A 25166-nucleotide genomic window follows, 5' to 3' on the forward strand; every position below is an offset into this window, starting at 1 on the left:
CAGCCGCTAGATATCGAGGAACCGAACGTCCTTGGCGTTCTGCTGAATGAAGTTTCGGCGGGATTCAACGTCTTCGCCCATCAGGACGGAGAAGGTCTGGTCCGCCGCGAGGGCGTCGTCCATGGTGACCTGCAGGAGGGTCCGGTGGTCCGGGTCCATGGTGGTGTCCCAGAGTTCCGTGTAGTCCATCTCGCCCAGGCCCTTGTAGCGCTGGATGCCGTTATCCTTGGGGATACGGCGGCCGGCGGCCTGGCCGGAGACGAGTTTCGCGTCGCGTTCCCGGTCGCTGTAGACGTAGTCGTGCGGTGCGTTCGACCACTTGATCCGGTACAGCGGCGGCTGCGCAAGGTACACGTAACCGTTTTCAATCAGCGGGCGCATGTAGCGGAACAGGAGCGTCATAAGCAGGGTGGTGATGTGCTGGCCGTCGACGTCGGCGTCGGCCATCAAGACGATCTTGTGGTAGCGCAGCTTGGCGAGGTCGAAGTCCTCGCCGATGCCGGTGCCGAAGGCCGTGATCATGGACTGGACCTCGGCGTTGCCCAGGGCTTTGTCCAGCCGGGCGCGTTCGACATTCAGGATCTTGCCGCGCAGCGGGAGGATCGCCTGGGTTTCGGGATTGCGGCCGCGCTTCGCGGAACCACCGGCCGAGTCACCCTCCACGAGGTAGACCTCGCACTTCTGCGGGTCCTTGGAGGAGCAGTCGGAAAGCTTTCCGGGCATACCGAACGATTCCAGCGGGCTCTTGCGGCGGGCGTTGTCCCGGGCTTTGCGGGCGGCCATGCGGGCCTGGGCTGCGGAAATGGCCTTCCGGATCACGTCGCGGGCAGGCCCCGGGTTGCGTTCCAGCCAGTCGCCCAGCCCGTCGGTGACTACGCGCTGGACGAAGCCCTTGACCTCGGAATTCCCAAGCTTGGTCTTGGTCTGGCCCTCGAACTGCGGTTCGGACAGCTTGACCGAGATGACGGCCGTCAGGCCCTCGCGGATGTCGTCACCGGTGAGGTTGTCATCCTTTTCCTTGATGATGCTCTTCTCCCGCGCGTAGCGGTTGATGAGCGAGGTCATCGCGGCCCGGAAGCCCTCTTCGTGGGTGCCGCCCTCGTGGGTGTTGATGGTGTTGGCGTAGGTGTGGACGCTTTCGGAGTACGCGTTGGTCCACTGCATCGCCATTTCCAGCGCAATGTGCCGTTCCGTGTCCTCGGTTTCGAAGGCAATGACGTCCTCGTGGACAACGTCCACCTTCTTGCCGGAGTTCAGGTGCTTGACGTAGTCCAGCAGGCCGTCGTCGTACTGGTAGACCACGGTGTGGAATTCAGCGGGGACTTCGCCTTCGGTCTCGACGACGTCGAGATCCAGGTCATCATCTTCGGCGGGCTCTGAAGCCGCCTGGCGTTCGTCGGTCAGCGTAATGCGCAGGCCCTTGTTCAGGAACGCCATCTGCTGGAAGCGCGCGCGCAGCGTCTCGAAGTCGAAGTCGGTGGTCTCGAAGATGCTGGCGTCCGGGTAGAACGTCTGGGTGGTGCCGGTTTCGGAAGTCTCTTCGCCCTGGACCAGGCTGCCCTGGGGCTTGCCGCCGTCGGCGAAGGACATCCGCCAGACGTGGCCTTGCCGGCGGACCTCGGTTTCCACGCGGCTGGAGAGGGCGTTGACAACGGAGATGCCGACGCCGTGCAGGCCGCCGGAGACCGCGTACCCGCCGCCGCCGAACTTTCCACCGGCGTGCAGGATGGTCATGACCACTTCCACCGTCGGTTTGTGCTCGGTGGGGTGCATGTCCACGGGGATGCCGCGGCCGTTGTCCACGACCTTGACGCCGCCGTCGGCCTGCAGAACGATCTCGATGTGCGTGCAGTAGCCGGCCAGCGCCTCATCGACGGAGTTGTCCACCACTTCGTAGACCAGGTGGTGCAGGCCGCGGGGACCCGTGGAGCCGATGTACATACCCGGGCGTTTGCGGACGGCTTCGAGGCCCTCGAGCACCGTGATGTCGCTGGCACCATATTCGCGGGGTTTCACTGCCTCCCCGGCTGTTTCCACCGCCGCACCTTCGGCTGGATCCGCTGCCGGGAAATCATTACTGTCGTTAGCCACAGGCGCTTTCGACTCCTCTATGTTCGTTGAAGGCCGGCCGTCCCGTTCCCGAAGGAACGTGGCCGCCAACAGGCACGTCGCTGCACCCCGGCTGCTGTCCCCGGCCGAGTCCGTCCGCACACAAAAAATGCGTCGGAAACGAACTCAGTCGACGTTTCACCGGCGCCCAGTTATCTACCACGATTCTACCGTGTTATAGGACGGAAACCCGCATTCTGGAGGCCCAAACGGCGGTCTAAATGCCGCTGAGAGGCCGCTCGTTCCCCCTGCACGCGCCCAGGGGTACTCCTGCTGGGTGCCTATACGAGTCCGGGGCCTCAAAGCGCCCTACACGGCGTTAGGGCATTTTTCAATAGTTTTGGAAGAAGTGCTTCATACCCGGAGGGCCGGGCGTGGTTATCCGTAGGTGTCGCGCGGGCCGCGGCCGTTGACGGTGCGGGCACCTTTTCGCCAGCTGGGGGCCGCCGGGCCGAGCACCTGGATGTTGGTCACCACGCCCTCGCCCAGTTCCAGGCGGAACTTTTCCAGCAGGCTCAGGCTCAGGAGCCGAAGCTGCGTGGCCCACGCCGTGGAATCGCAGCGGACGTGCAGTGTGGTGTCCGTAAAGCTCTCGGGGATGCAGTGGGCTGAAATTTCGGGCCCCACCAGGGCTGGCCACTGGGCCATTACCGATCCCACGGCCACTGGCGATGACCAGCCGCGCTCGGCGACGAGCCGTCCCACGACCTTCCCGAGTCCCAGGGGATCCCGTCCCGTGCCGTGGAACTGGCTGAATCCGCGGGTGCCGCCGCGTGCGGGTTTTTGGGTAGTTCCCGGCCGCGGGGGCGCTTTCCGGCGGATTTCGCCGCGGGCTGCCGCAGCGTCCCGCATGCGGTTCAGAGCCGATTGGGCAGCATCAATTTCGTCAGGATCCCGGCCCGGCTGCAGGCCGCCGTCGGTGTCCTTATTCATCGGTTGTCCGGCTCATCGATTCCTCCGGGAATGACCTTGACCCGCCGCCCGGCCAGTTCCGCCGGGATGTCGTCCTCGACGGCGGCGGTCACGAGGACCTGTTCCGCGCCGGATACTATGGCGGCCAGTTTACGCCGCCGCTGGACATCAAGCTCGGCAAAAACGTCATCGAGGATCAGGATCGGCGCGGACCCGCCGGTGCGGGAGTCATCCAGCATGACGTAGTAGGAGGCCAGGCGGAGCGACAGGCACATGGACCAGGTCTCACCGTGGGAGGCATAGCCCTTGGCCGGCGCCTGGCCCAGGATCAGTTCGAGTTCGTCGCGGTGCGGGCCCACCAGGGAAATTCCGCGTTCGAGTTCCCTGCGCCGCGACGCCGCGAAGGCCTTGATATACCGATCCGTCAGCTCCTCCACGCTGAGGGTACGGAGATCCTCCACCCCCTCGGGCGGCACGGTGCCCGACGCCGGACCGGCGGATTCGTCGTCGTCGGACATGCCCTGGAGGGTGGAACGGTACACCGCGCCGGCGGCCTTGGAGCCGTCCGTGAGCTGCGCGTACGCGTTTTTCAGGTGCGGCTGGAGCAATTCCACAAGCTCGAGCCTGGCGTGCAGCAGTTCCGCCCCGGCCCGTGCCATGTGCTGGTCCCACACATCCAGTGTTGCTTCATGTCCCGCGGTGAATTTGCCGGCACGGCCGGATTTGAGCAACGCGTTGCGCTGTTTGAGCACCCGGTCGTAGTCACTGCGGGTGGCGGCGTGCCGCGGGATAAGACTGACCAGCAGTTCATCGAGGAACCTGCGCCGGTTGGACGGATCCCCTTTGACCAGAGCCAGATCCTCAGGGGCGAAAAGGACCGTCTGGCAGATACCCAGAATGTCCCGGGCGCGGACCGGGTTGCTGCGGTTGATCCGGGCCCGGTTGGGACGTCCGCCGTTGATTTCCAGTTCCAGTACCGTCGGCTGGCCGGCGCGGACCAGCCTGGCCCGAATCATCGCCCGTTCGGTGCCGAAACGCAGCAGCGGAGCGTCGGTACTGACCCGGTGGGAGCTGAGGGTGGCGAGGTAGCCGATCGCTTCCATCAGGTTGGTCTTCCCGATGCCGTTGGAACCCACAAGGACCGTCGCGCCCGGGGACAGGCTGAGGTCCACCTGGGCGTAACTGCGGAAATCCGTCAGCGAAAGGTGTTCTAGGTACACGCCGTTTTCAGGATTCCGGTGATTATTTGGCCGGGCGCGTGGCGTGCCCGCCGAACTGGTGGCGCAGTGCCGAGACCATCTTCATGGCCGGTGAACTGTCCTCGCGGGAAGCGAAGCGCGCAAACAGAGCCGCCGTGATAGCCGGTGCCGGGACAGCGTTGGCGATTGCTTCTTCCACGGTCCAGCGTCCTTCGCCGGAGTCCTCGACATAGTCGTCGATGGTTTCCAGGCCCGGATCCTCGTCCAGTGCCTTGACCATCAGGTCCAGCAGCCAGGACCGGACGACCGTACCCTTCTGCCAGGCCCGGAAAGTGCCGGGCAGGTCGGTGACGATGTCTTTGGCGGCGAGCAGTTCGTAGCCTTCGGCGTAGGCCTGCATCAGGCCGTATTCGATGCCGTTGTGCACCATCTTCGCGTAGTGCCCGGCGCCGACGCCGCCCACGTGGACAAAGCTGTCGGCGCGTTCGCCTTCGGGGCGGAGCGCGTCAAAGACCGGCAGGGCACGCTCGATATCTACCGCGTCACCGCCGGCCATCAGGCCGTAGCCGTTTTGCAGGCCCCAGACGCCGCCGGATACGCCGCAGTCAGCGAAACGGATCCCCTTGGCAGCCAGCGCGGCGCCGTGCTTCTGGTCTTCCGTGAACCGGGAGTTGCCCCCGTCGATCACGAGGTCGCCGGCGTCGAGCTTGTTGCCGAGCTCGGTGATGACGGCGTCGGTGATGTCCCCGGAGGGCACCATGACCCACACCAGGCGGGGTGCCGGCAGGGCGGCAATCAGGTCTTCGACGGTGGCGACGTCGGTGACATCAGGATTGCGGTCGAAACCCGTGACCTGGATGCCGCCCTGGCGCAGCCGCTCGCGCATGTTGTTGCCCATTTTTCCAAGGCCGATTAGTCCGATGTGCACGGTGTGAACTCTTTTCTGCGCTGGTGGTGCGGGTGGGCGAAGAATCGCGCCCTAGTTGGGAAGGCGGACCGGCATGACCAGGTAGCGGTAGTCATCCTGGTCCTCACCGTCGGCGTCCTGCTGGGCGGTGATCATCGCCGGCTTGGGAGCGGTGGTGAAGGAGAACCGCACGAACTTGGTCTCGATGACGCTCAGGCCCTCGATCAGGTAGTGCGGATTGAACGCAACCGTGATTTCTTCCCCGGTCAGCTGCGCTTCAAGTTCTTCGGATGCCTGCGCGTCCTCGCCGGTGCCGGCGTCAAGGTGCAGCTGGCCCTCGGTGAAGGCCAGGCGCACCGGGGTGTTGCGTTCAGCCACCAGCGAGACACGGCGGACAGCCTCCACCAGCTCCTGGGTCTGGACGGTGGCGTGGATCGGCGTGGAATCCGGGAACAGCGACCGGATTTTCGGGTAGTCCCCGTCCACGAGCAGCGACGTGGTGGTGCGGCCGCCGCTTTCGAAGCCGATCAGCCGGCTGTCATCGTCGGCCAGCGCGAGGTTGATATCCCCGCTGCCGCCCAAGGTCTTGGCGACCTCGTTGAGTGTCTTGGCCTTCACCAGCGCGCTGGTGGAAATCCCCGGCGTAGCCGGCTTCCACGGAACCTCGCGCATGGCGAGGCGGTAGCGGTCGGTGGCCAGCAACGTGATGAGATCGTCCTCGATCTCCATCCGGACACCGGTGAGGATCGGCAGGGTGTCGTCCTTGCTGGCGGCGATGATCACCTGGGAAACGGCCTGGGCGAAAGAGTCGCCGGGCACGGTACCGCTGATCGGCGGCAGGGCCGGCAGCGGCGGGTATTCGGTCTCGGGCATGGTTGCCAGGTGGAAGCTGCTTCGCCGGCAGGTGAGGGTGACTTTGTTGCCGTCGGTCTCAATTTCCACCGGGGCGGAGGGCAGGCTGCGGCAAATGTCGGCCAGCAGGCGGCCGGAAACCAGGATGGTGCCCTCGGTGGTGATGTCGGCGGGAATTTCCAGGCGGGCCGAGGTTTCGTAGTCAAAGCTCGAAAGGCTGACAGTGCCGGCCTCAGCTTTGAGGAGCAGACCGGAAAGCACGGGAACAGGCGGCCGCGGAGACAACGACCGGGCGGTCCAGGTCACGGCTTCGGCCAGGACGTCCCGTTCGACTCTGAACTTCACGGAAGGGTGCCGCCTTTCATTGCTGCTGACATCGCTAATAAATCACTGGGCCATTGCGGCTCCGGGCGTGGTGCCCGATCCGTCAAAAGGCAAGTGCATGCACCCCGGACGCACTGCTTCCGCTTCCCGCTGCCGGGCTGCGAATGACAAAGAGTGTCCGGGACGGACGCACTGCAGACAGCTTAGCCCCAACATCGGAGTTCTCCCATCCCCGGGTTACACCAGTGTGGTTCCCGGCCAGGCCGGAGCGGGTTGGTTCAGGAGAGTCCGGGGTGGGGCGAGGTCGGTCGGGAAGAAACTGTTGTTTGAGGGAATTTCATTTTCTTGGGATTAGTAGTGTTAATAACTGCTGTGGAAACTGTGGATAACCCGGTCTGGACGCTGGGATCCGCGGTTAAGCCCTGTTCATGGACTGTGGGTGGAGCAGGTTTTAAACAGGGTGTGGATGGGGACAACATTTTTGGCCGTTTCGCCGATCCACAGGCGGCTTAAGGGTTTTAAGCCCATTAAGGCCGGTTGTCCCCTTAACTATCCACAGGGTTGTCCACAGCCCCCTGTTAATAAGGTAAGAGTGCGCGACGCCGAAGCTCAGGAATTGCGCTGCTGCTGCTTGATCCGGTTGGTCAGTTCCGTCACCTGGTTGTAGATCACTCGGCGCTCGGCCATCAGTTCGCGGATCTTCCGGTCTGCGTGGATCACCGTGGTGTGGTCGCGGCCGCCGAGCTCCTGGCCGATCTTCGGCAGCGACATGTCCGTGAGCTCCCGGCAGAGGTACATCGCGATCTGCCGGGCGGTCACCAGGGTCCGGGTGCGGGACTTGCTGCAGAGCTCTTCCATGCTGAGCTTGAAGTAGTCGGCCGTCTGGGTCAGGATCTGGGCCGACGTGATCTCCTGGGCGCCGTCGTCGGTGATGAGGTCCTTGAGCACCATCTCGGCGAGGGCCACGTCCACCGGCTGCCGGTTCAGGCTGGCGAAGGCCGTGACGCGAATCAGGGCTCCTTCGAGTTCGCGGATGTTGCTGGCGATCTTCGACGCGATGTACTCCAGGGCGTCGTCGGGGGCCGAGAGCCCTTCGCTGAGGGCCTTCTTGCGGAGGATCGCGATACGGGTTTCCAGTTCCGGGGGTTGGATGTCGGTCAGCAGGCCCCACTCGAAGCGGGACTTCATGCGGTCCTCGAAGCCTGCGAGCAGCTTGGGCGGCTGATCCGAGGTGATGACAACCTGCTTGTTGTTGTTGTGCAGGGCGTTGAAGGTGTGGAAGAACTCCTCCAGGGTCCGGTCTTTGCCGGCAAGGAACTGGATGTCGTCGATGAGCAGGACATCCACGTTGCGGTAGGTCGTTTTGAAGCTGGTGCCCTCGTCATCACGTATCGAGTTGATGAAGTCGTTGGTGAATTCCTCGGAGTTCACGTAGCGGACCCGGATGCCGCTGTAGAGCCGGCGGGCGTAGTGGCCGATCGCGTGCAGCAGGTGGGTTTTGCCCAGTCCCGAGTCGCCGTAGATGAACAGCGGGTTGTAGGCCTTGGCAGGTGCTTCGGCGACGGCGACGGCGGCCGCGTGTGCGAACCGGTTGGAGGACCCGATCACGAAGGTGTCGAAGACGTACTTCGGGTTTAGCCGGCCGAACTCGTGTGACGTGCTCGGCAGCATCGGCTGCGGCTTCAGTTCCACCATGGGGTCGGCAGCAAGGGCGAGCTCGGCGGCAGGCTCGGGTTCAACATGCAGAGGCACCAGGTCCGTGTCCACGTCGATGGCGCAGCGGATCTCGTCGGAGAAGACGTCACGCAGGGCGTCGTCGAGGGCTTCCTTGACCTGGGTCTGGAGTACCTCGCGTGTGAGTTCGTTGGGAACGGCCACCAGCAGGGTGGAACCGATGAGGCCCTGGGCCTGGGCCAGGATCACGAAGCCGCGCTGCCGGGGCGAGACCCGGTGGTCGTTCTCCAGGAGGCTGACCACCCTGCGCCAGGAACTTCCGACGGTGTTTGCGTGGTTGGCTTCGTCTACCGTCATCAATCAGTTCCTCAAACCTTGCTTGCCTGCGTTACGTGCACCTACATGCCCCGGGCCAGGCGGCTGGCCCCGGCTTAATCCACAGGGTTGTGCACAGTCCGTGGATAATCGGCTACTCGGACACTCTAGGGGATCAAAAGACTAGAAGATAGCTGGGCTCAGGCCTGTGGATAATTACACGCGTGTGGTTCCAAAACCGGGGGCGTGACGTAGTTCATCCACAGCCCGGCCATGCGGTTAACCACAGCTGGGGACAGGCCTGCCGGTGGCCGCCGGTTTGACTCCGGGGGCGTTTTTCCCCTAACGTTGTGAAGTCCTTTGTGTCCGCTTTTCGCCTCTTAGAAGCGCTCCCCGACGCCTTGCGTCTTGCGAGCCGGGGGTAGCGGCACATACAAAACTTAGCGTCGGCCAGTTCTTCCCCTTTTTTTGATCGGGTGGGCGCACCTTTGATCCACTGGAGTAACTAACGTGAGCAAGCGGACTTTTCAGCCGAATAACCGCCGTCGAGCCAAGAAGCACGGCTTCCGCCTTCGTATGCGTACCCGTGCCGGCCGCGCCATCCTGGCAGCCCGCCGTGGCAAGGGCCGCACCGAGCTGTCGGCATAAATACCTGACTCATCGGTCACCATCCCTATGCGAGTTGAACGGTGCTAGCCACCCGGAACCGTCTGAGGACCCCTACCGATTTTTCAACAACTGTACGTTCCGGCGTCCGCAATGGACGCCGGAACTTAGTGTTATATACGGCAGCTCTCGCTGCCAATGAGCCAAGCCGCATCGGTTTCATCGTTTCCAAGAGTGTTGGGAACGCTGTTGTCAGGAACCTCGTTAAGAGGAGACTGAGAGAAGCTGGCGCTTTGTCGCTGCAGAACTATCCCAGCGGGTTCGCTATCGTGGTCCGGGCACTGCCCGCCTCGGCAGCTGCCGGCTGGGACGCTCTGTTGGCTGACTATAACGTCGCTTTGGAAACAACCATGAAACGCTTGGGCAGCCGCTTTTCACCGGCCGCTTCTACAGTTTCTTACGAGAGAACACAGGAAGGGACCCCGCGTGCGTAACTCAACTGCCGCCGTCGTCCCTGTTCCTCGATCCCGCATCCAAACCGCGGCCCTCTGGCTGGTCAGGTCCCTGTGGAAGCTACCGCGGAACATCCTGATCCTCCTGCTGATGGCCTACCGCAAGGTGGTCTCTCCGCTGTACGGACAGGTTTGCCGCTTCTTCCCCAGCTGCTCGGCCTATGCGCTTGAAGCAGTCACGGTGCACGGCGCCGTCAAGGGAAGCTGGCTTGCCGCGAAGCGCCTGGCACGATGCCACCCATGGAATTCCGGCGGAGTGGACCATGTCCCCGCCGGGCACCGGGAGTGGCCCGACGGCCACACCCCCAGAATTGTTGTGCTGAACAACCCGGACCAATACCTGGTTGTTCAGTCTGATGGAGAAGGCCGCTCGGCGGCCTGACGAGTAGGGATATCGTATGGACTTCTTTGGCACGATCATGGCCCCGTTCAAGTGGCTTGTTTCAATCATCATGATTGGATTCCACGACGGACTGAGCACCATCGGCATGCCGGCGGCGAACGGCTGGACCTGGACCCTGTCCATCATCGGGCTCGTCCTTGTGATCCGGGCCGCGTTGATCCCCGTCTTCGTCAAGCAGATCAAGGCCCAGCGTGGCATGCAGTTGCTGCAGCCGGACCTGAAGAAGCTGCAGGAGAAGTACAAGGGCAAAACGGACCAGCTGTCCCGCCAGGCCATGGCCCAGGAACAGATGGCCATGTACAAGAAGCATGGCACCAACCCCTTCTCGGCCTGCCTGCCGATGCTCATCCAGATGCCGTTCTTCTTCGCGCTGTTCCAGGTTCTTTCCGGGATTTCGGCGGCCAAAGACCAGGGTGCCGGCATTGGCGCCATGAGCCACGAGCAAGTGGTGGAATTCGATGCTTCCAGCATCTTCGGCGCCCCGTTGTCTGCGGCCCTGCTCCACGGTGGATCCGGCAACGTCGCCGTTGTGGTGCTCTCGGTCGTGATGATCCTGGCCATGACGGCCTCGCAGTTCATCACCCAGAAGCAGATCATGGCCAAGAACATGTCCGAAGAAGCCATGGCCAGCCCCTTTATGCGCCAGCAGAAGATGATGCTCTACATCCTGCCGCTCGTCTTCGGCATCGGCGGCATCAACTTTCCCATCGGTGTCCTGATCTACTGGACCACCACGAACCTGTGGACCATGGGCCAGCAGTTCTTCGTCATTCGCCGGATGCCGACGCCGGGATCCCCTGCCGCTAAGGCCCTGGCCGAACGCCGGGCCGCGAAGGGTCTGCCGTCCCTGCCCCTGATGGGTGCCAAGAAGGCCGACGCCGAAGCCGAGGCGGCTGCTGCCGCTGCCGCCGTTGCCGCCAAGAGCCAGCGCGTACAGCCCCAGCGCAAGAACAGGAAGAGGAAGTAATGTCTGCCGAGAGCACTGAACACGCTATTTCCGCCGAAACCCCTGCGCAGGATGACCTTCACGAGGTCGCTGCCGGGGAGGCCGGAACCTCCGACAACCCTGCCGCGTCAGCGAAGGGAAGCTCGGCCAGCCGCCTCGAGGAAGAGGGCGACGTCGCCGCGGATTACCTCGAAGAGCTGCTGGACATCGCTGATATCGACGGCGACATCGACATCGAGGTGCGCAACGGCCGCACCTACATCTCCATCGTGGCGGAAGACGACGCCGCAGGCCTCGAGAACCTGGTTGGCCGCGACGGTGAGGTACTTGAAGCCCTCCAGGAGCTGACCCGCCTGGCCGTCCTGTCCGCTACGGAAAACCGCTCCCGCCTGGTGCTGGACATCAACGGCTACCGTGCCGATCGTGCCGGTGATCTGCAGAAGATCGCGGAGGATGCCATCGCATCGGTCAAGGAGTCGGGCAAGGCTGTAGCACTGGCACCCATGAGTGCTTACGAGCGCAAGATTGTGCACGATGCTGTCGCCGATCTCGGGTTTGTCAGTGAATCCGAAGGCGAAGGTGCCGGCCGGCACATCGTTGTTTCCGCAGACTGATTCGCGGGACAGGTTAATGGTGGAAATTACCGCAGCCGAACTTAAGGCTGCCGAAGCAATTTTTGGTGACCGGCTGGACCTGGCCAAGCGCTATGTGGAGCATCTGGCGACGTCAGGCACCGAGCGTGGCCTGATCGGGCCCCGCGAGGTACCCCGCCTGTGGAGCCGGCACGTCCTCAACTGCGCCGTCATCGAACGTGAGATCGCGCATGGCAGCCACGTTGCCGACGTCGGCAGCGGCGCCGGGCTTCCCGGACTCTGCCTGGCAATTGCCCGCCCGGACCTGGAGCTGACACTGATCGAACCGCTCGAGCGGCGGGTCATCTGGCTCCAGGAAGTAGTGGATGACCTCGGCCTGGACAACGTCACCGTGATGCGAACCCGGGCTGAACTGGCCGTGGGCCAGGTGAGCGCCGACGTCGTGACTGCGCGGGCTGTTTCAGCCCTCTCAAACCTCGCCGGATTGACCATTCCCCTGCTTGGCGGGAAGGGTGAGGTAGTGGCCATCAAGGGCCGGAGCGCCGGCGAAGAAATTGAGAAAGCCGCTAAAACCATCCGGAAACTTGGCGGCGTGGAGACCTCCGTGGTGGTTGTCGGCGACGACCTTCTCGAAGAACCCACAACGGTGGTCAGAATCGTTGTAAACAAGCCTCGAAAGATTGCGTAGCACCAGCCCGGTGCCCTCGGACTCGAAGGGGAAGAGGTTAGGCTAGTAACCGGCAGCAACAGCCGAATGAGAGCGAGAGTGTCAAGTGAGCAGTAGCGAAGCCTCCACACAGCGGATTCCCCCGTTTGTGTCACTGGGGTCAGCACGGGTCCTTTCCGCGCCCGCAGTCGCTCACAATATCTCCTCCAAGCAACCCGCATCGGTTGCTGAAGTAGCCACCTCCACCGGAGTTTCACGTGAAACTTCAACGTCCTCCGGCCGCAACGTACTGGACTCCATCGACGATTCCAGCCCCATCGCCCGCGAACTCGCGCACGAAAACAAGCGTCGCGAGCGGCTCCTGGGACGCGAATTGCCCAAGCCCGAGAAGACCCGCATCTTTACCGTCTCCAACCAGAAGGGCGGCGTCGGCAAGACCACCACTACGGTGAACATTGCCGCAGCCCTGGCCGCGGCGGGCCTCAACGTACTGGTCATCGACATCGACCCGCAGGGAAACGCCTCCACCGCGCTTGGCATCGAACACCACGCCGACGTTGACAGCATCTACGACGTCCTCATCAACGACGTTCCCCTGCAGGACGTCGTGGCCCCATGCCCGGACATTGCGAAGCTGATCTGCGCTCCGGCGACAATCCACCTGGCCGGGGCCGAAATTGAGCTGGTCAGCCTGGTTGCCCGCGAACAGCGCCTGCGCCGTGCCATTGACGTCTACGCCAAGGAGCGCGCCAAGAACGGCGAGGAGCGGCTGGACTACATCTTCATCGACTGCCCGCCCAGCCTGGGACTGCTGACGGTGAACGCATTCTGTGCAGCCGGCGAGGTACTCATTCCCATCCAGTGCGAATACTACGCGCTGGAGGGCCTGAGCCAGCTCCTCAAGAACATCGAAATGATCCAGAAGCATCTCAACGCGGATCTGGTGGTATCCACCATCCTGCTGACGATGTACGACGGACGCACTAACCTCGCAGCCCAGGTGGCAGCTGAGGTCCGCGAACACTTCCCTGATCAGGTCCTTGGTGCAGTGGTCCCCCGTTCGGTCCGGATTTCCGAGGCACCGAGCTACCAGCAGACCGTCATGACCTATGATCCTTCCTCCAGCGGCGCCCTTTCCTATCTGGAAGCCGCAGCGGAAATTGCTGAACGTTAGAATCTTCTCAACAATTGCACTAGCCAGAGCCGGGGGATGCCAGGCTCTTCCAATGGAGGGATTTATCCATGAGCGATAAGCGACGCGGCCTTGGCCGTGGACTTGGCGCACTGATTCCAAGTTCCGCCTCGGCTAACGCCTCCGGGAACGGTTCCGCTCCGTCCCGGCCCGTGGATCTGTTCTTTCCTGAAGCCAGGAAGCGATCACCTGAAGCGGTGCTCACCGAAGAGCCGCCCGCTGCCTTGGACGGGACGACGACGGCGTCTCCCGCCGTCGACGGAGCCTCGGCAGAGTCAGTTCGCGGTGACGAGTCTGCGGCACTTGATTCCACAGATGCCAAGCCTGCTGCGAAGCAGGCAACGTCACCGGTGAGCGGATCGAAGAATTCGTCCCCGAAGGCCACCGAGACGACGGCGAAGAAAGCGACTGCACGCAAAGCCGCTCCCTCCAAGGGCAGTGCCCCGGTCCAGGACGTTGCTCCCGTGACCGAAGCGACGACGAACCCCCAGGACAACGGCGTCGACCTCGTGGAGGTACCCGGCGTCCGGTTCGCCGAAATCCCGGTCTCGGACATCCACCCGAACCGGAAACAGCCGCGTTCTGTCTTCGATGAGGACGACATGGCGGAGCTCGTTCACTCTGTTCGCGAAATCGGCGTCCTCCAGCCAATTGTGGTGCGAACTTCAACCGAAGAGGGTGGCGAACCCTATGAGCTCGTCATGGGTGAACGCCGTTGGCGGGCAGTACAGGCCGCCGGACTCGATACCATCCCCGCGATTGTCCGTGACACGACCGATGATGACCTCCTGCGCGACGCATTGCTGGAGAACCTGCACCGCAGCCAGCTGAACCCCCTCGAAGAAGCAGCCGCGTACCAGCAGCTGCTGGAGGACTTCGGTACGACGCACGAGCAGCTCGCTGACCGCATCGGCCGGTCACGGCCCCAGGTCTCCAACACTCTGCGCCTCCTGAAGCTTCCGCCGCTGGTGCAGCGTCGCGTCGGGGCCGGTGTTATTTCGGCTGGTCACGCCCGCGCTCTGCTGGCTCTGCCGGATGCAGCCGCGATGGAACGCTTGGCGCAGAAGATCGTCGCCGAGGGAATGTCCGTCCGGGCTACGGAAGAGGCAGTGACGCTCTACCAGAGCCCGGCTGCACCGGCCAAGAACAACATTCCGCGTCCGGGTGCGCGCCATGAGCGTCTCGACTACCTCGCTTCGTCGCTTTCTGATCGCCTGGATACGAACGTAAAGATCTCACTGGGTGCCCGAAAGGGACGCGTAAGCATTGAGTTCGCCAGCGTTGAAGACCTGAACCGCATTATGGAAGTTCTGACGCCGGGTAACCCTAACTAGCGCCCTAGCAATCCGAGGCCGCACTTGGTGCGGAAAACAGGCCCTGTTTCACGTGAAACAGGGCCTGTTTTTTGCCTGCGGGGCGGTTTACGGGTGTATTGATCAAGCCGGAGTGTAGGGATCTATGAAGTTACAGTGCGGGTGCCTCGTCCAGTACGCCATGTGGAAGGTCCGGGCTATAGAGGCGAGCGTTCTATGGGCTTTCGCGTCTCTCGGAGCACCACGGCCTCGCTGGGACAGCGTCGTCGCTCCAGTGGCCAGTACTGAATGCGCCGGCGTTGAGCGGGCGGGTCTACCTATGGCTGGACGGGCCGGCCGCGTGAGGGTGTGTCAGGGGCTGTCGCAGCTACGCCCCGATACAAGGGCGCCTTGGCCTGCGATGGGGCCTGGAGGCGCTTACAGGCGGGCGATGCTAGCCGTTTGGCTGTGGCTGGAGCGTCTCTACTCGCCAATAATCCGGCGGCTGCGAGACTCTTCTGATGGTGTTGTTGGCGGAATGGCTGCACCCCTCGTCGGTGCCGGACGCTTTGTGTTGGCGCCCCGTAACGTGCGCTGAGACGTTTGTCCGGCTCAGCATCCCTAGTTGTCCCGAGCAGGTGGTCGGAACCGCGGTTGTGTAGTTCCGTTTCGGTGCCATTGGTGTTTCACGTGAAACCCGTTTATATCCGGGTAAGCGATAATCAGATACATGTCACAGCCCATGGGGCTTCGGATGGATCACTGCGGCTGGCTGCGTTGGAGCGTGTTCCGCTGCCCCCAGCGAGTTGGTCGCCAGGGATGTCCGGGAAAGGTTGTCCGAACTAGTGCTGCCACACAACTGTTTGGCGAAGTTCAGTAGGCCGCCATTGTGGCTACGTCTGGCAAGCACGCCGTGAAAGTTACAGATTTTCGTGCGGCAGGGCAGCTCGGATGCTTCGGGCAATTCGTATGAGGGATTCGACAGCCCAAATTGATGTCATGTTTCACGTGAAACGGATACGCACCCGCGGTCGCGTATGTAGACTTCCCCACTGCCGCTTGGCCGGGGAGTACCTCCACCTGGCGACTACCCCTGTCACACGTGAGAAGTTCTTGGCGCCTACCCCTGGATTCGCAGTAACGCGCGCTCAGCCGGCCGAGAATAGGTGAGCGTAGAGTGACTAGCGGCGGCCCGACCAGTCCTAACCAGGACTCTCGCGGCAGCCCGGAGGTTGGTTGCCACAGGTGGCGATTCGTATCCGGGCAATGCAGACTCGAAGGCAGTGGGGTCACGGAAGGCCATGCCCGTGATTCCCACGCGGGCCCAGCTGGAATGCTGTTTGTCTGCTTCCGTCCGTAAGTGCTGTCCGAACGAGAACGCGCACGTACGTTGTCTGGTGGTGCTACAGAAAGTCACCTCCTGGGATCAAGTGGCAGTCCAGATCCCGACCGTGGCGCTGGGGCGACGCTGTTCCGCCCTCCCCCAGCTGCAGCGACCCGGCACGCGATTGCCTCGGGAGCCTATCGTGGCCACTCAGACCCACCCAAGTGGACGGCCGCACCACGCTGTTGCCGCCGCACAGGGTGCTCCTTGCGGTAGCCCTAGGAGCTTCGCTAGCTGGAGTCGCTCATGGGGAGGTACCTCAGAATTCGATCTGATCGACAATCGCTCCCCCTCTTTTCCTTGAGCCGGTCACCCGTCAGAGCCCGAGTTGCTGCCATCTGCATTACGATCGGTGCGTGGGGCCGATAGGGCGTGGTGCCCGGCGCAGGCCGTTGCCTCGGATACCTCGGGGCACCGCAGTGTTCAGAAGCTGACAGGGAGTTGTGTACGAAAGTCACGGGCACCTCGCAGCTCAAGAATCGTCCACGCCCGACGCCGGCGCACGGTCGAGTGAACAGAGCCCGTGCTCGGTCTCGGCCTATCCTCACCCTCTCTGCCTGGACAGGATGGGCTGCCGCCTGAGGCAAGTCGTAGGTCCTCCCCGGCCTGTATAGAGGGCTTGACCGCCGGCGATTTTTGCGGGGCGGAACCCTCACATCTTCTCCACCCAATGACCAATATCCACAAGCCCCAGCGACCCCGAGACTGTGAATTGATCGGTGGATATCTCTGTGGATAACTTTGTGGATAGAGTATGACGAGCCAGCGAGTCAAGCCACCCCGTAGTCACGCCCGAAGTCCACTTGCCAATACGAACGTCCACCAGTCTCTTCGCCTCCCGACCTGTTTCACGTGAAACATTCAAGGGACACCTTGGACGTCGGGGAAATACGCTGGATTTCACCCGAAATTCGCCTCTACTGGGTTAAGTATCGGCTGCGCTTTGGGTTCGGCTTACTTGCTCCTGAGGACATTGCAGGGACACTCAACCCCGCGAGAGATTCGAGATCGGCTGGTCGGGATGAAGGATCGGCACTGGGACGCCAGTAGGCCTGTGGATACCGCTGTGCGTAAAGTCTCAGAGGCCTGTGGATAAGTTTGTGTATAACCGCCTGGCGGTACGCGTCCATGATCGAACGTTTGGCAGCCCTTTCGATCCTTCTCGACCCGCTCGTTGGCCGACCGATGCTGTCGTAGATTGGCGGACAGTGTGGGCGGGAGCGACGTTGCCAATGCCCTATCCAGGTTGGCAGTGGGCCGGCCACCAACGCAGCGCAGGGTGGTGCCTCCCCTGATGCTTCCCCGCTGAGAACTGCGGAGGTGCTCAGCTGAGAAGACATGTCGGTGGCTACGCCGCACGTCGCTATTTGCCCTGTGAGATCCTGCAGGGCAATGCGCGTTGGCATTGAGGAAGTTCCCTCTGCCGAAGATGCACTGTGGACCTCCCCTACGTAGCTCTCGATAGATGCCTAGTAGGTGCGTGGGTCTGTCGGTTTTAGCTAGGCCATAGGACCAGTTTCGCTCCCATGGAAATATGTGAGCATGAATGGCTGGGACCATTTCTTGACTGCGGCCGGGTGGAGTACGTGAATGACGTCTGAGGCAGTGCCTGTGCCGGTCTATCAATGGTGCAAGTGCCCAGGCGCTCGTGGGACACACAATTGCAGCGCCTGCACGTGAAACTCGAACCCTGCAAAGACCCGTGAAGCGAGGCTGACATCCATCCCGGGGCGCCACCTACACCCCCGCCTGTGGGAGCTCTCGCCCTCCCGTGTGAGCGGGCCGGCAACGAATCTCGTGGCCGGCACCGTGCACGGCTGCGACCATCGACTTTCCCGTCGTCTCACGCAGAGGCGCGGATGGTGCCAGGGAGGGCGAGCGGGCGTAGCCCCTGCGGTGCTTGGCTCCGCCGTGTATCCGACGGCGATTCCCCGGCTAGCCTTCTGTACTCTCCCCTGCGCCGCTAGGGCACGGTTAGGCAAACAATGAGGGGGCGGGGCGTCCTGGGAGTCTCAGGCAAGGACTAAGACCGCTCCAGGCCGCTGCGGCCAGGTGGCGGATGGATGGAGGGACGATGCGCGTAGGGTTTCGATTTGCGGAAGGGTTTTGGGGCCTAGCTAGGTCCATGTACCGGTCATTGGAGGCTCAGGACTGGCGGGTCGATGCGAAGGGGCTTGTGCGCGTGGGTCGGACGGTGGGCGGTCAGGACTCAAGGGAGCGGTATCGCGCCGTGGTCGATGCGGAGAGCAGTCCAAGCGGTGCATGTTCCCGTCTGCCAACGACCGGAAGCCTCGGGCGTCCGCGGTTCGCCAGGGCGGTTCTTCTACCCTCGTTCACGGCCTCCCCCGGAGAACGCAGGCCCGTAGAAGGCAAGCAAGGTGCGACCGACGAAGTGAGTCTGAGCTAGAAGCGCCTAACGAATAGGAATCTGGTTGCCGTCGTTCTTCAAGGGGTGCGTTGTGACTTCCTCGTGGGCGGCCACGGAGTTATGTGTAGCCGCGTCCGCTGCCGGCGTCGCTGGTTCCAGCTGCGTACAGAGGTCGCATCACCTGGGCCTGCCGGGCTCTGTTTCACGTGAAACAGAGCCCTACTATTTTGCCCGAATACGCAAAAATGCGGACATGTACTATGCCGGGTGGCGCTCAGCCCGCCTGGCCTAAGCGTCGGTGCGGCCAGGACAGGGATGGCGCGAGATGTAGTGCGCGATGGGTGTCTCGAGTATCAGCCCAATTTTGTGTCGATACACGCTCCAACTGTCGCCACATCGGTTGGGGCACGGTGGGGTCCGTTTGCGTCGTAATGGCTGATTCGATGCCAGGATTTGGTTTCGCTGGCTAAACGACCAACAACTTATGCATACCGTAAAGTTCTGACGGTGCGGCCAGACCCACCAATTTTGGCTGTAACGCTGCTCATGGGCGGTTCCGGATGTGGCCTTAGGCGCGACGTGACGTTGTTTCACGTGAAACAGCGCTGGGAGGAATCGCTGAGGCTCGAGTTGTGGAGAGCAGGTGGGCTGTTCACCCTAGCGAAAGAAAATGGAATCGACCGTTTCAAATGATTGTCCGGGACGTACCGTGTGTCCGGACACGGGGTGTGCGGAGCTCTACCCAACTCAGGGAAGCCCACGAGCGCCGATCACGTCCTGGGCCGGTGCGCAAGGTGCCAGCAGCCGGACCATGGTCGCGTAATGGCGGCAACCCCGTCCTCGGACTCACCTGGGGCGATGATCCAGGTTTTGGCCGCAGCCTGCTTATGTGTCTACGCAGCCCTGGGCGTTCTCCGTAGATACCAAAAGGCGCGAAGCGGAGGCGTCGCGCCGAACGCCGTTTCACGTGAAACATTGCGCTTCGAGCTGGAGCACGTAATGCAAGCCCTCGGTCCACCGGGCAAGCTAAAGGGAAGCTTAGCCGCCGCCTGATGCCGAGAGAGGCGTGGACCGTCGAGCGACTTCAGTCTGTGATCGTGCCTTCGACCTCAAACCGACTGTCGCCGGGCACTCTCACCGGCCTCCCGCTGCCGGCGGAATGTTTCACGTGAAACGAACTTCCAGGGTCTGGGGACATTTGAGCATCAGATGCGGAAATGACAGTGAGCCGAGCCGTAGGGCGCGTCTCTTGGCGTCAGTGTCCCCTACCCCACGTCACGGCGATGTTGGAGGTTCAGGGTAGTCAATCCTAGACAATATGGTAGTAGACATCAGTTTATATACGTTGCATGCGGCTCAGTTCTCGGGATAGGTGGATAAGCCGCACCAAGGCGCTCCTCTCCAAAAAGGCCGGCAACGCGCAACAGGGACCATCCCCCACATCAGCCGAGCTTCATCCCTACGAAAAACGGCGGCTCCCCTTCCGAATGGAAAGGGAGCCGCCGTCGTGGCAGTCCGGTCAGCAGGCTGACCGGGTACCGCGGTTCAGACTAGGACAGGACGTCCGCGAATTCCTTCTCGAAGAACTGCTTGGGCTTGGCGCCGATGACAGTGCTCTTCACTTCGCCGTTCTGGAACAGGTACACGGCAGGGATGGAAGTGATGCCGAACTCGGCCGCGATGGCCGGGTTGTCATCAACGTTGACCTTGACGACGTTGACCTTCTCCCCGTACTCAACGGAGATCTCGTCCAGGATCGGGCCCAGCTTGCGGCAGGGGCCGCACCATTCGGCCCAGAAATCGACGATGACGGGCTTGTCCGCTTCCAGCACGTCGGTGCTGAAGCTAGCGTCTGTTACATCTTTAGCGTTGCTCATAACCTTGTCTCTCTCTAGGGATTCTTGCCGCGCGCTGATTAGGCGTGGAGGTCTGCGAGGTAGTGTTCGACGTCGAGGGCGGCGACGCAGCCGGAGCCCGAGGCGGTGATGGCCTGGCGGTACGTGGGGTCGATGACGTCACCGGCAGCAAAAACGCCCTTGACGCTGGTCTTGGAGGTCCTGCCCTGGACGGCAATGGTGCCCTCGGGTGCGAGGTCGACCTTGCCCTTGACCAGGTCGGTGCGGGGATCGTTGCCGATGGCGACGAAAACGCCGGTGACAGCCAGTTCGGTTTCGGTACCGTCGACCAGGTTCTTTAGGCGCAGGCCGGTGACCTTGTCTCCGCCGATCACGTCCTCAACACCGGTGTTCCAGACGAAGTTGATCTTCTCGTGGGCCAGGGCGCGGTCGGCCATGATCTTGGAGGCGCGCAGGGTGTCACGGCGGTGGACCACGGTGACCGACTTGGCGAACTTGGTCAGGAACAGGGCTTCCTCCATAGCGGAGTCGCCGCCACCGATGACGGCGATGTCCTGATCCTTGAAGAAGAAACCGTCGCAGGTTGCACACCAGCTAACACCGTGGCCGGACAGGCGCTTCTCGTTGGGGAGGCCGAGCTCGCGGTAGGCGGAGCCGGTGGAAAGAATGATGGCGCGTGCCTGGAAGGTCTCCCCCGTGGCAATGGTCACGGTCTTGATGTCGCCGTCGAGGTCCAGCTCGGTGACATCCTCAAACTGGATTTCCGTACCGAAGCGTGCCGCCTGCTTTTCGAAGTTTTCCATCAGGTCCGGGCCCATGATGCCTTCCGGGAAGCCCGGGTAGTTTTCGACGTCGGTAGTGTTCATCAGCTCGCCGCCGGCGGTGACCGAACCTGCCAGGAGCAGCGGCTTGAGGTTTGCACGAGCCGTGTACACCGCGGCGGTGTAACCGGCAGGCCCGGAGCCGACGATGATGACATCACGTACTTCGGACGCGGTGTTTTCTGCGTTGCTCACTGAACGGTGAACCTCTTCCTTTGTCGATGCGCCACCCAGAACGGGCGGCCACATGGCACAACCGTTGCGGGTAACTGAATATTCCGGGCGCACCTAGCAGGGCCCCGGTGTACTTCCCCTAGGTTACCGGCCGCGGACGGCCACAGCCGTCCGCATTTAGCGGATTCCGACCCCGCAGGCGGCCGCCAGGGCTACTGGACCTTGATCTCCGCGAGCCGCAAGCCATAGCCGTAGCGGGTCTTCGGGGCAGCCAGCTTGGGGAGGCTCTTGATGGAGATGATGACGTACTGCGCCTTGACGGGTTCCTGCAGCGGCATGGTCAGGTCCGAGGACGTGAAGCTGTTGCTGCCCACCTGCTTGGCGCCGTCCAGCGACGGCCGGTCATTGGTATAGACGATGATGTTGCCGCCGGAAGCACCGAGCTGGCTGAGGGTCACGGAGGAAATCTGCGCTGCGCTCTTGAGCTTGACCACCAGCGGTACCCCGTCGGGGGCAAATCCGCCCCAGCCATCAGTAGCGAATTCCATGTCGGACCAGTAGCTCGCCGCGTTGCCGTCATAGGTCTTGACCAGGTCGCCATCGTAGGTGGCCGCGAAGTCGAAGTTGCCCTGCCGCGTCACCGACTCGATCGCGGGCGGGACGGCGGCCGGCGGCGCGGAGCTCTGGGTGGCCGAAGGCGCGCCGGAGTTCGCGGGCGTGCTCGCCGGCGCGGTCGTTTTGGCTGCCTCAGGCGTTCCACCCTTGAAGAGGCCACCCAGATTGGTGACGGCGAAGATCAAGCCAATCACCAGGACGGCCGCCAGCAGTGCACCGACCAGCCACCGCAGCGATCGGCGTTCGCCACGGGGAGCGTCCTCGTCATCGGCGTCGTCGTAGGAATCGTCCGCAGCGTTATTACGAGCAAAAGCGGGGAAATTACCGGCCGCCCGGCCGCCTCCGGCGTCCGTTGCCGCCGGCATCGACGAGGTGCGCTGATCGGGCACCGCGTCATCGTAATCATCGTCCTCCCAGCGGGAGACTTTCGGCACCGCGCTGCCCTGCGCCGCGGTGGGCGCCGCCTGCACGGGATGGGCCGCTGTGGGCTGCGCCGCCGCTTCCTGCGGAGCCGTCTTGGGAGACTTCGCCGCCTTGGCCGCTGCTGCTCCGGCTGCAACACCTGCTGCTCCGGCAGCTGCCGCTCCGGCCGCACCGGCGCCTACGCCCGGGGAGGCCGCCGGCGGTGCGGGGACCCGCGTCGCGGGGGCGGACGGCGACGGCGGCGTGGCGGGCTTCTGCCCGGCCGGACGCTGCTGTCCCCCATAGTTGATGTAGCCGGCGTCGACTTCCTCGTCGTCATAAAGGCCGTCGTACGTCTCGGGCTCAGTGGAGCGGGCCTGGCCGAAGATTTCGCTGCCCAGGGTGTCCGTGAAGAACGGTTCCACATACGGCGGGTTGGAGCTCACCACAAGGTCCAACAGGTCCGCGGCGGAGGTGTGGTTGGTGATGAGGTAGGTCGCGGCATCACTGACCCCCAGATCCAGGATCTGGACGTGCCCGGGACGTTCGCCCGTGGCAACTTCGCGTGCGCTCTGGGCCACCTGGTCGGCGTTGCCGGGGCCAGCTACGAGGATGCTCACAGGCCGGTTCAGCACCTGGTCCACCCCGTCCAGCACCAGATCCTGGTCATGCGAGGTCAGTACCGTGGCAGTGACCTTGTAGCGGCCGCCAAGTACTGATCCGACATCGATCGGGTGGGACACAGGTTCCTCCTAGACTGTCCGGGAGCTGCCAACCACGGCGACTTCGTCAGTCACCTGGGGCCCCGGTAAGGCTGGTTGACCCCTGGTCTGCAACTCCCCTTCTTAGTCTTCGATCCTAGCCGATGCACTGTCCGCGCCGTGTGATGCGGCGCCCTGAGGCGGAAAGGCGTTATTTTTTCCGACGGCGGTCGAAGGGGAAGTAGGGATTGTGGCCCGGCTCCCCCTGATAGGTGCGCCGGCCGGGCAGGGGAATCTCCGCGTGGCCCTGGCTGCCCTGGGCCGTGCCCGGAAGCTCCTCCTCGGGCAGGTATTCGTTGTCCGTCCGCCATCCGGGGGTCTCCCCGGACCCAAGGTCGGGGCCCGCCCGGAAGGACGCGGCGTCGAACTCGCCGGAGATCCGCGGGATCAGGCCGGTATCCAGCGACGTGGTGGCCCGTTCAGGCGTGGGGTGGAGCGGCGGGGCGTTCTCGGCGGCAACAGGTTCGCCGGCCACAGGGCCGTTTTCCGGCCCAGGCGCGGCGGGAGCCCGACGCAGGCGCCCCAGCAGCGGCTGCAACAGGTCCTGGAGTTCGGTCACCCGCAGGGCCTTGAGGAGAACGAAGTACGCGGCCAGCATGACGGGTCCGACGACGACGACCGTCACCAAGGCGGCGATCCGGCTGCTCCAGGCGAAACCGTCCGCGTGGTAGCTGCCCATCAGCCACAGCGCACCGGCACCCGCCACGGCCGACCCCAGTGCCGCGTAGCCCATCCGGATATAGGAGCTGGCAACGCGTGGACCATCCAGGTGGCCGAGGAGGCGGCGGAGGAAGAACGCGCTGACAAAGACCGAGAGGATGTTGCCGGCCGTGTACAGAATTGCGATGGCGAAGATGATCTGGTCGAACGGCAGGAACTGGATGAAGAACGCGGAAACGACGTTGACGGCGGCCAGGACCAGCTGGATGAAGAACGGGGTCCGCGCGTCCTCGTTGGCATAGAACACCCTGGACATCATGAAGTTCGCGCTCATAAACGGCGTGCTGAGGGCCAGGATGGTGAGGGTCTGGGCCAGCATCACGCCGTCCTGCCGGTGGTCACCGGAGAAGAACATGCCCAGCGGTCCGGCGAGGGCAAACAGGGCCAGAGCGCCAAACACCGTAGCGACGGCCATGGTGCGCAGGCCGTGCGAGAGGGCCCGGCGGAGCTCGGCCCGGTCGCCGTCCTGGGAGGCCCGGGTCATGCGGTTAAACAGCACGGTGGCCAGCGAGAGCGCAATGATGGAGTGGGGCAGCAGGTACAGCTGGCTGGCGACTTCCAGGACTGCGTTGCCGGGCAGCGTTGCTGCGGCAGCGTGGTCGCCGGCCTGTTCGAGCCGGAGGCGTTCGGCGCCGGGGATCGTGGCGATGCGCATGACGTAGAGGAACGCGAGCTGGCCCGCGGCAGCGGTGGCCAGGGTCCACACGCTGAGCTTCGCTGCCTGGCCCAGGCCCACACCGCGCCAACCGAATCGGGGCCGCAACCCCAGCCGCAGCCGGAAGACCGGAACCAGCAGGATGGCCGTCTGCGCGATCACACCGATGGTGGAGAAGCCGGCCACCAGGAACGTCTGGAAGGGACCCCAGTTATCGAGGGTGTGGGGGTTGGCGGCGTTCGCGCCGAGGATGGCAATAAACATGCCCAGTCCGGCGATCGCGACGATGTTGTTCAGGATCGGTGCCCACATGGCCGGGCCGAACGCCCCGTTGGCGTTGAGCACCTGGGTCAGCAGGGCGTAGAGGCCGTAGAAGAAGATCTGCGGAAGGCACCAGAACGCGAAGGTCACGGCCAGCGACTTCTGCTGTGGCGAGTAGCCCTGCGTGGTCAGCTCGATCACCCACGGGGCAAGGAGGGTCACCACCAGCGTCAGGGACAGCAACACCACCACGGCGAGGGTCAGGAGGCGGCTGATGTAGTCCGCGCCGCGGTCCGGGCCCTTGCTTGCCTTGATGATCTGGGGCACCAGGACCGCGTTGAACACGCCGCCGGCCACCAGCAGGAAGATGAGGTTCGGGAGGTTGTTGGCGTTGATGAACGTGTCGGTGACCGTCGACCCAAGGCCGAGGGCGGCCGCCAGCATCCACGTCTTTCCGAAGCCCAGGAAGCGCGACACCAGGGTTCCGGCCGCCATGACGGCACTGGAACGTGCCTCTCCGGCGGGATTGGGCTGGGCGGCGGCGGACCCGGAGGGGACGGGCTTCGCTGATCGGGGCTTGGCGGCAGACATTATCTTCATCGTCTCACCCGGGCCCGGCTTTGTGGGTATTCACAGGGCCCGACGG

Annotated in this window: 18 protein-coding genes; 8 read left to right on the plus strand and 10 right to left on the minus strand. The window is 63.4% G+C overall.

Features of this window, described 5'->3' with window-relative positions:
- Nucleotides 1-6 precede the first annotated feature (6 nt).
- The 6 genes from gyrB to dnaA form a co-directional block, all read right to left on the minus strand.
- A complete protein-coding gene (gyrB, locus tag AC1DBE_RS12345; RefSeq protein WP_476879879.1) occupies nucleotides 7-2091 on the minus strand; it encodes a DNA topoisomerase (ATP-hydrolyzing) subunit B in 2085 nt (694 codons plus the stop codon).
- Nucleotides 2092-2487: 396 nt separating this feature from the next.
- Nucleotides 2488-3042 (minus strand): DciA family protein, encoded by a 555-nt coding sequence (locus AC1DBE_RS12350; RefSeq protein WP_476970712.1) that lies wholly within the window; start codon nucleotides 3040-3042, stop codon nucleotides 2488-2490.
- The gene (recF, locus tag AC1DBE_RS12355) at nucleotides 3039-4241 is read right to left on the minus strand and encodes a DNA replication/repair protein RecF (protein WP_476970713.1); all 1203 of its coding nucleotides are present in this window, start codon (nucleotides 4239-4241) and stop codon (nucleotides 3039-3041) included. Before recF ends, AC1DBE_RS12350 begins: the two co-directional genes overlap by 4 nt.
- Nucleotides 4242-4263: 22 nt before the next feature.
- Nucleotides 4264-5193, minus strand: coding sequence for a phosphogluconate dehydrogenase (NAD(+)-dependent, decarboxylating) (gnd, locus tag AC1DBE_RS12360; protein ID WP_476970743.1), 930 nt, complete (start codon nucleotides 5191-5193; stop codon nucleotides 4264-4266).
- Between the two features lie 6 nt (nucleotides 5194-5199).
- Nucleotides 5200-6324: a DNA polymerase III subunit beta gene (dnaN, locus tag AC1DBE_RS12365; protein ID WP_476880325.1), complete on the minus strand. Its 1125-nt coding sequence runs from the start codon at nucleotides 6322-6324 to the stop codon at nucleotides 5200-5202.
- 588 nt (nucleotides 6325-6912) lie between these two features.
- Complete coding sequence (gene dnaA / locus AC1DBE_RS12370) at nucleotides 6913-8334, minus strand: chromosomal replication initiator protein DnaA (RefSeq protein WP_476970714.1); 1422 nt, start codon at nucleotides 8332-8334, stop codon at nucleotides 6913-6915.
- 468 nt (nucleotides 8335-8802) lie between these two features.
- Between dnaA and rpmH the strand changes: the two genes are divergently transcribed.
- The 8 genes from rpmH to AC1DBE_RS12410 all read left to right on the plus strand — a co-directional run bounded on the left by rpmH (nucleotide 8803) and on the right by AC1DBE_RS12410 (nucleotide 14545).
- Nucleotides 8803-8940 carry a 50S ribosomal protein L34 gene (gene rpmH, locus AC1DBE_RS12375; RefSeq protein WP_003800212.1) on the plus strand — a complete coding sequence of 46 codons (138 nt, stop codon included), beginning with the start codon at nucleotides 8803-8805 and terminating at the stop codon, nucleotides 8938-8940.
- Nucleotides 8941-8981: 41 nt separating this feature from the next.
- On the plus strand, nucleotides 8982-9392 hold the full coding sequence (rnpA, locus tag AC1DBE_RS12380; protein WP_476970715.1) for a ribonuclease P protein component: 411 nt from the start codon (nucleotides 8982-8984) through the stop codon (nucleotides 9390-9392).
- Nucleotides 9385-9792, plus strand: a complete 408-nt coding sequence (yidD, locus tag AC1DBE_RS12385) for a membrane protein insertion efficiency factor YidD (RefSeq protein WP_476970716.1) — start codon at nucleotides 9385-9387, stop codon at nucleotides 9790-9792. Before rnpA ends, yidD begins: the two co-directional genes overlap by 8 nt.
- A gap of 16 nt (nucleotides 9793-9808) precedes the next feature.
- Nucleotides 9809-10780, plus strand: a complete 972-nt coding sequence (gene yidC / locus AC1DBE_RS12390; protein WP_476903714.1) for a membrane protein insertase YidC — start codon at nucleotides 9809-9811, stop codon at nucleotides 10778-10780.
- On the plus strand, nucleotides 10780-11373 hold the full coding sequence (locus AC1DBE_RS12395) for a Jag family protein (protein ID WP_476970717.1): 594 nt from the start codon (nucleotides 10780-10782) through the stop codon (nucleotides 11371-11373). The genes yidC and AC1DBE_RS12395 overlap by 1 nt, the downstream gene beginning before the upstream one ends.
- A gap of 16 nt (nucleotides 11374-11389) precedes the next feature.
- Nucleotides 11390-12040, plus strand: a complete 651-nt coding sequence (rsmG, locus tag AC1DBE_RS12400; protein ID WP_476970718.1) for a 16S rRNA (guanine(527)-N(7))-methyltransferase RsmG — start codon at nucleotides 11390-11392, stop codon at nucleotides 12038-12040.
- Nucleotides 12041-12125: 85 nt separating this feature from the next.
- Nucleotides 12126-13193, plus strand: a complete 1068-nt coding sequence (locus AC1DBE_RS12405) for a ParA family protein (protein ID WP_476970719.1) — start codon at nucleotides 12126-12128, stop codon at nucleotides 13191-13193.
- Between the two features lie 68 nt (nucleotides 13194-13261).
- On the plus strand, nucleotides 13262-14545 hold the full coding sequence (locus AC1DBE_RS12410) for a ParB/RepB/Spo0J family partition protein (RefSeq protein WP_476970720.1): 1284 nt from the start codon (nucleotides 13262-13264) through the stop codon (nucleotides 14543-14545).
- 5260 nt (nucleotides 14546-19805) lie between these two features.
- Here the strand turns inward: AC1DBE_RS12410 and trxA are convergent.
- The 4 genes from trxA to murJ form a co-directional block, all read right to left on the minus strand.
- Nucleotides 19806-20132, minus strand: coding sequence for a thioredoxin (gene trxA / locus AC1DBE_RS12415; protein WP_476879328.1), 327 nt, complete (start codon nucleotides 20130-20132; stop codon nucleotides 19806-19808).
- Nucleotides 20133-20170: 38 nt separating this feature from the next.
- Nucleotides 20171-21127 (minus strand): thioredoxin-disulfide reductase, encoded by a 957-nt coding sequence (trxB, locus tag AC1DBE_RS12420; protein WP_476970721.1) that lies wholly within the window; start codon nucleotides 21125-21127, stop codon nucleotides 20171-20173.
- Between the two features lie 191 nt (nucleotides 21128-21318).
- Nucleotides 21319-22866 (minus strand): ABC transporter substrate-binding protein, encoded by a 1548-nt coding sequence (locus AC1DBE_RS12425; RefSeq protein ID WP_476970722.1) that lies wholly within the window; start codon nucleotides 22864-22866, stop codon nucleotides 21319-21321.
- A 169-nt stretch (nucleotides 22867-23035) separates the two neighbouring features.
- Complete coding sequence (gene murJ, locus AC1DBE_RS12430; RefSeq protein ID WP_476970723.1) at nucleotides 23036-25120, minus strand: murein biosynthesis integral membrane protein MurJ; 2085 nt, start codon at nucleotides 25118-25120, stop codon at nucleotides 23036-23038.
- Between the last annotated feature and the right edge of the window lie 46 nt (nucleotides 25121-25166).

It is taken from the genome of Arthrobacter sp. 10T416, from assembly GCF_056394165.1.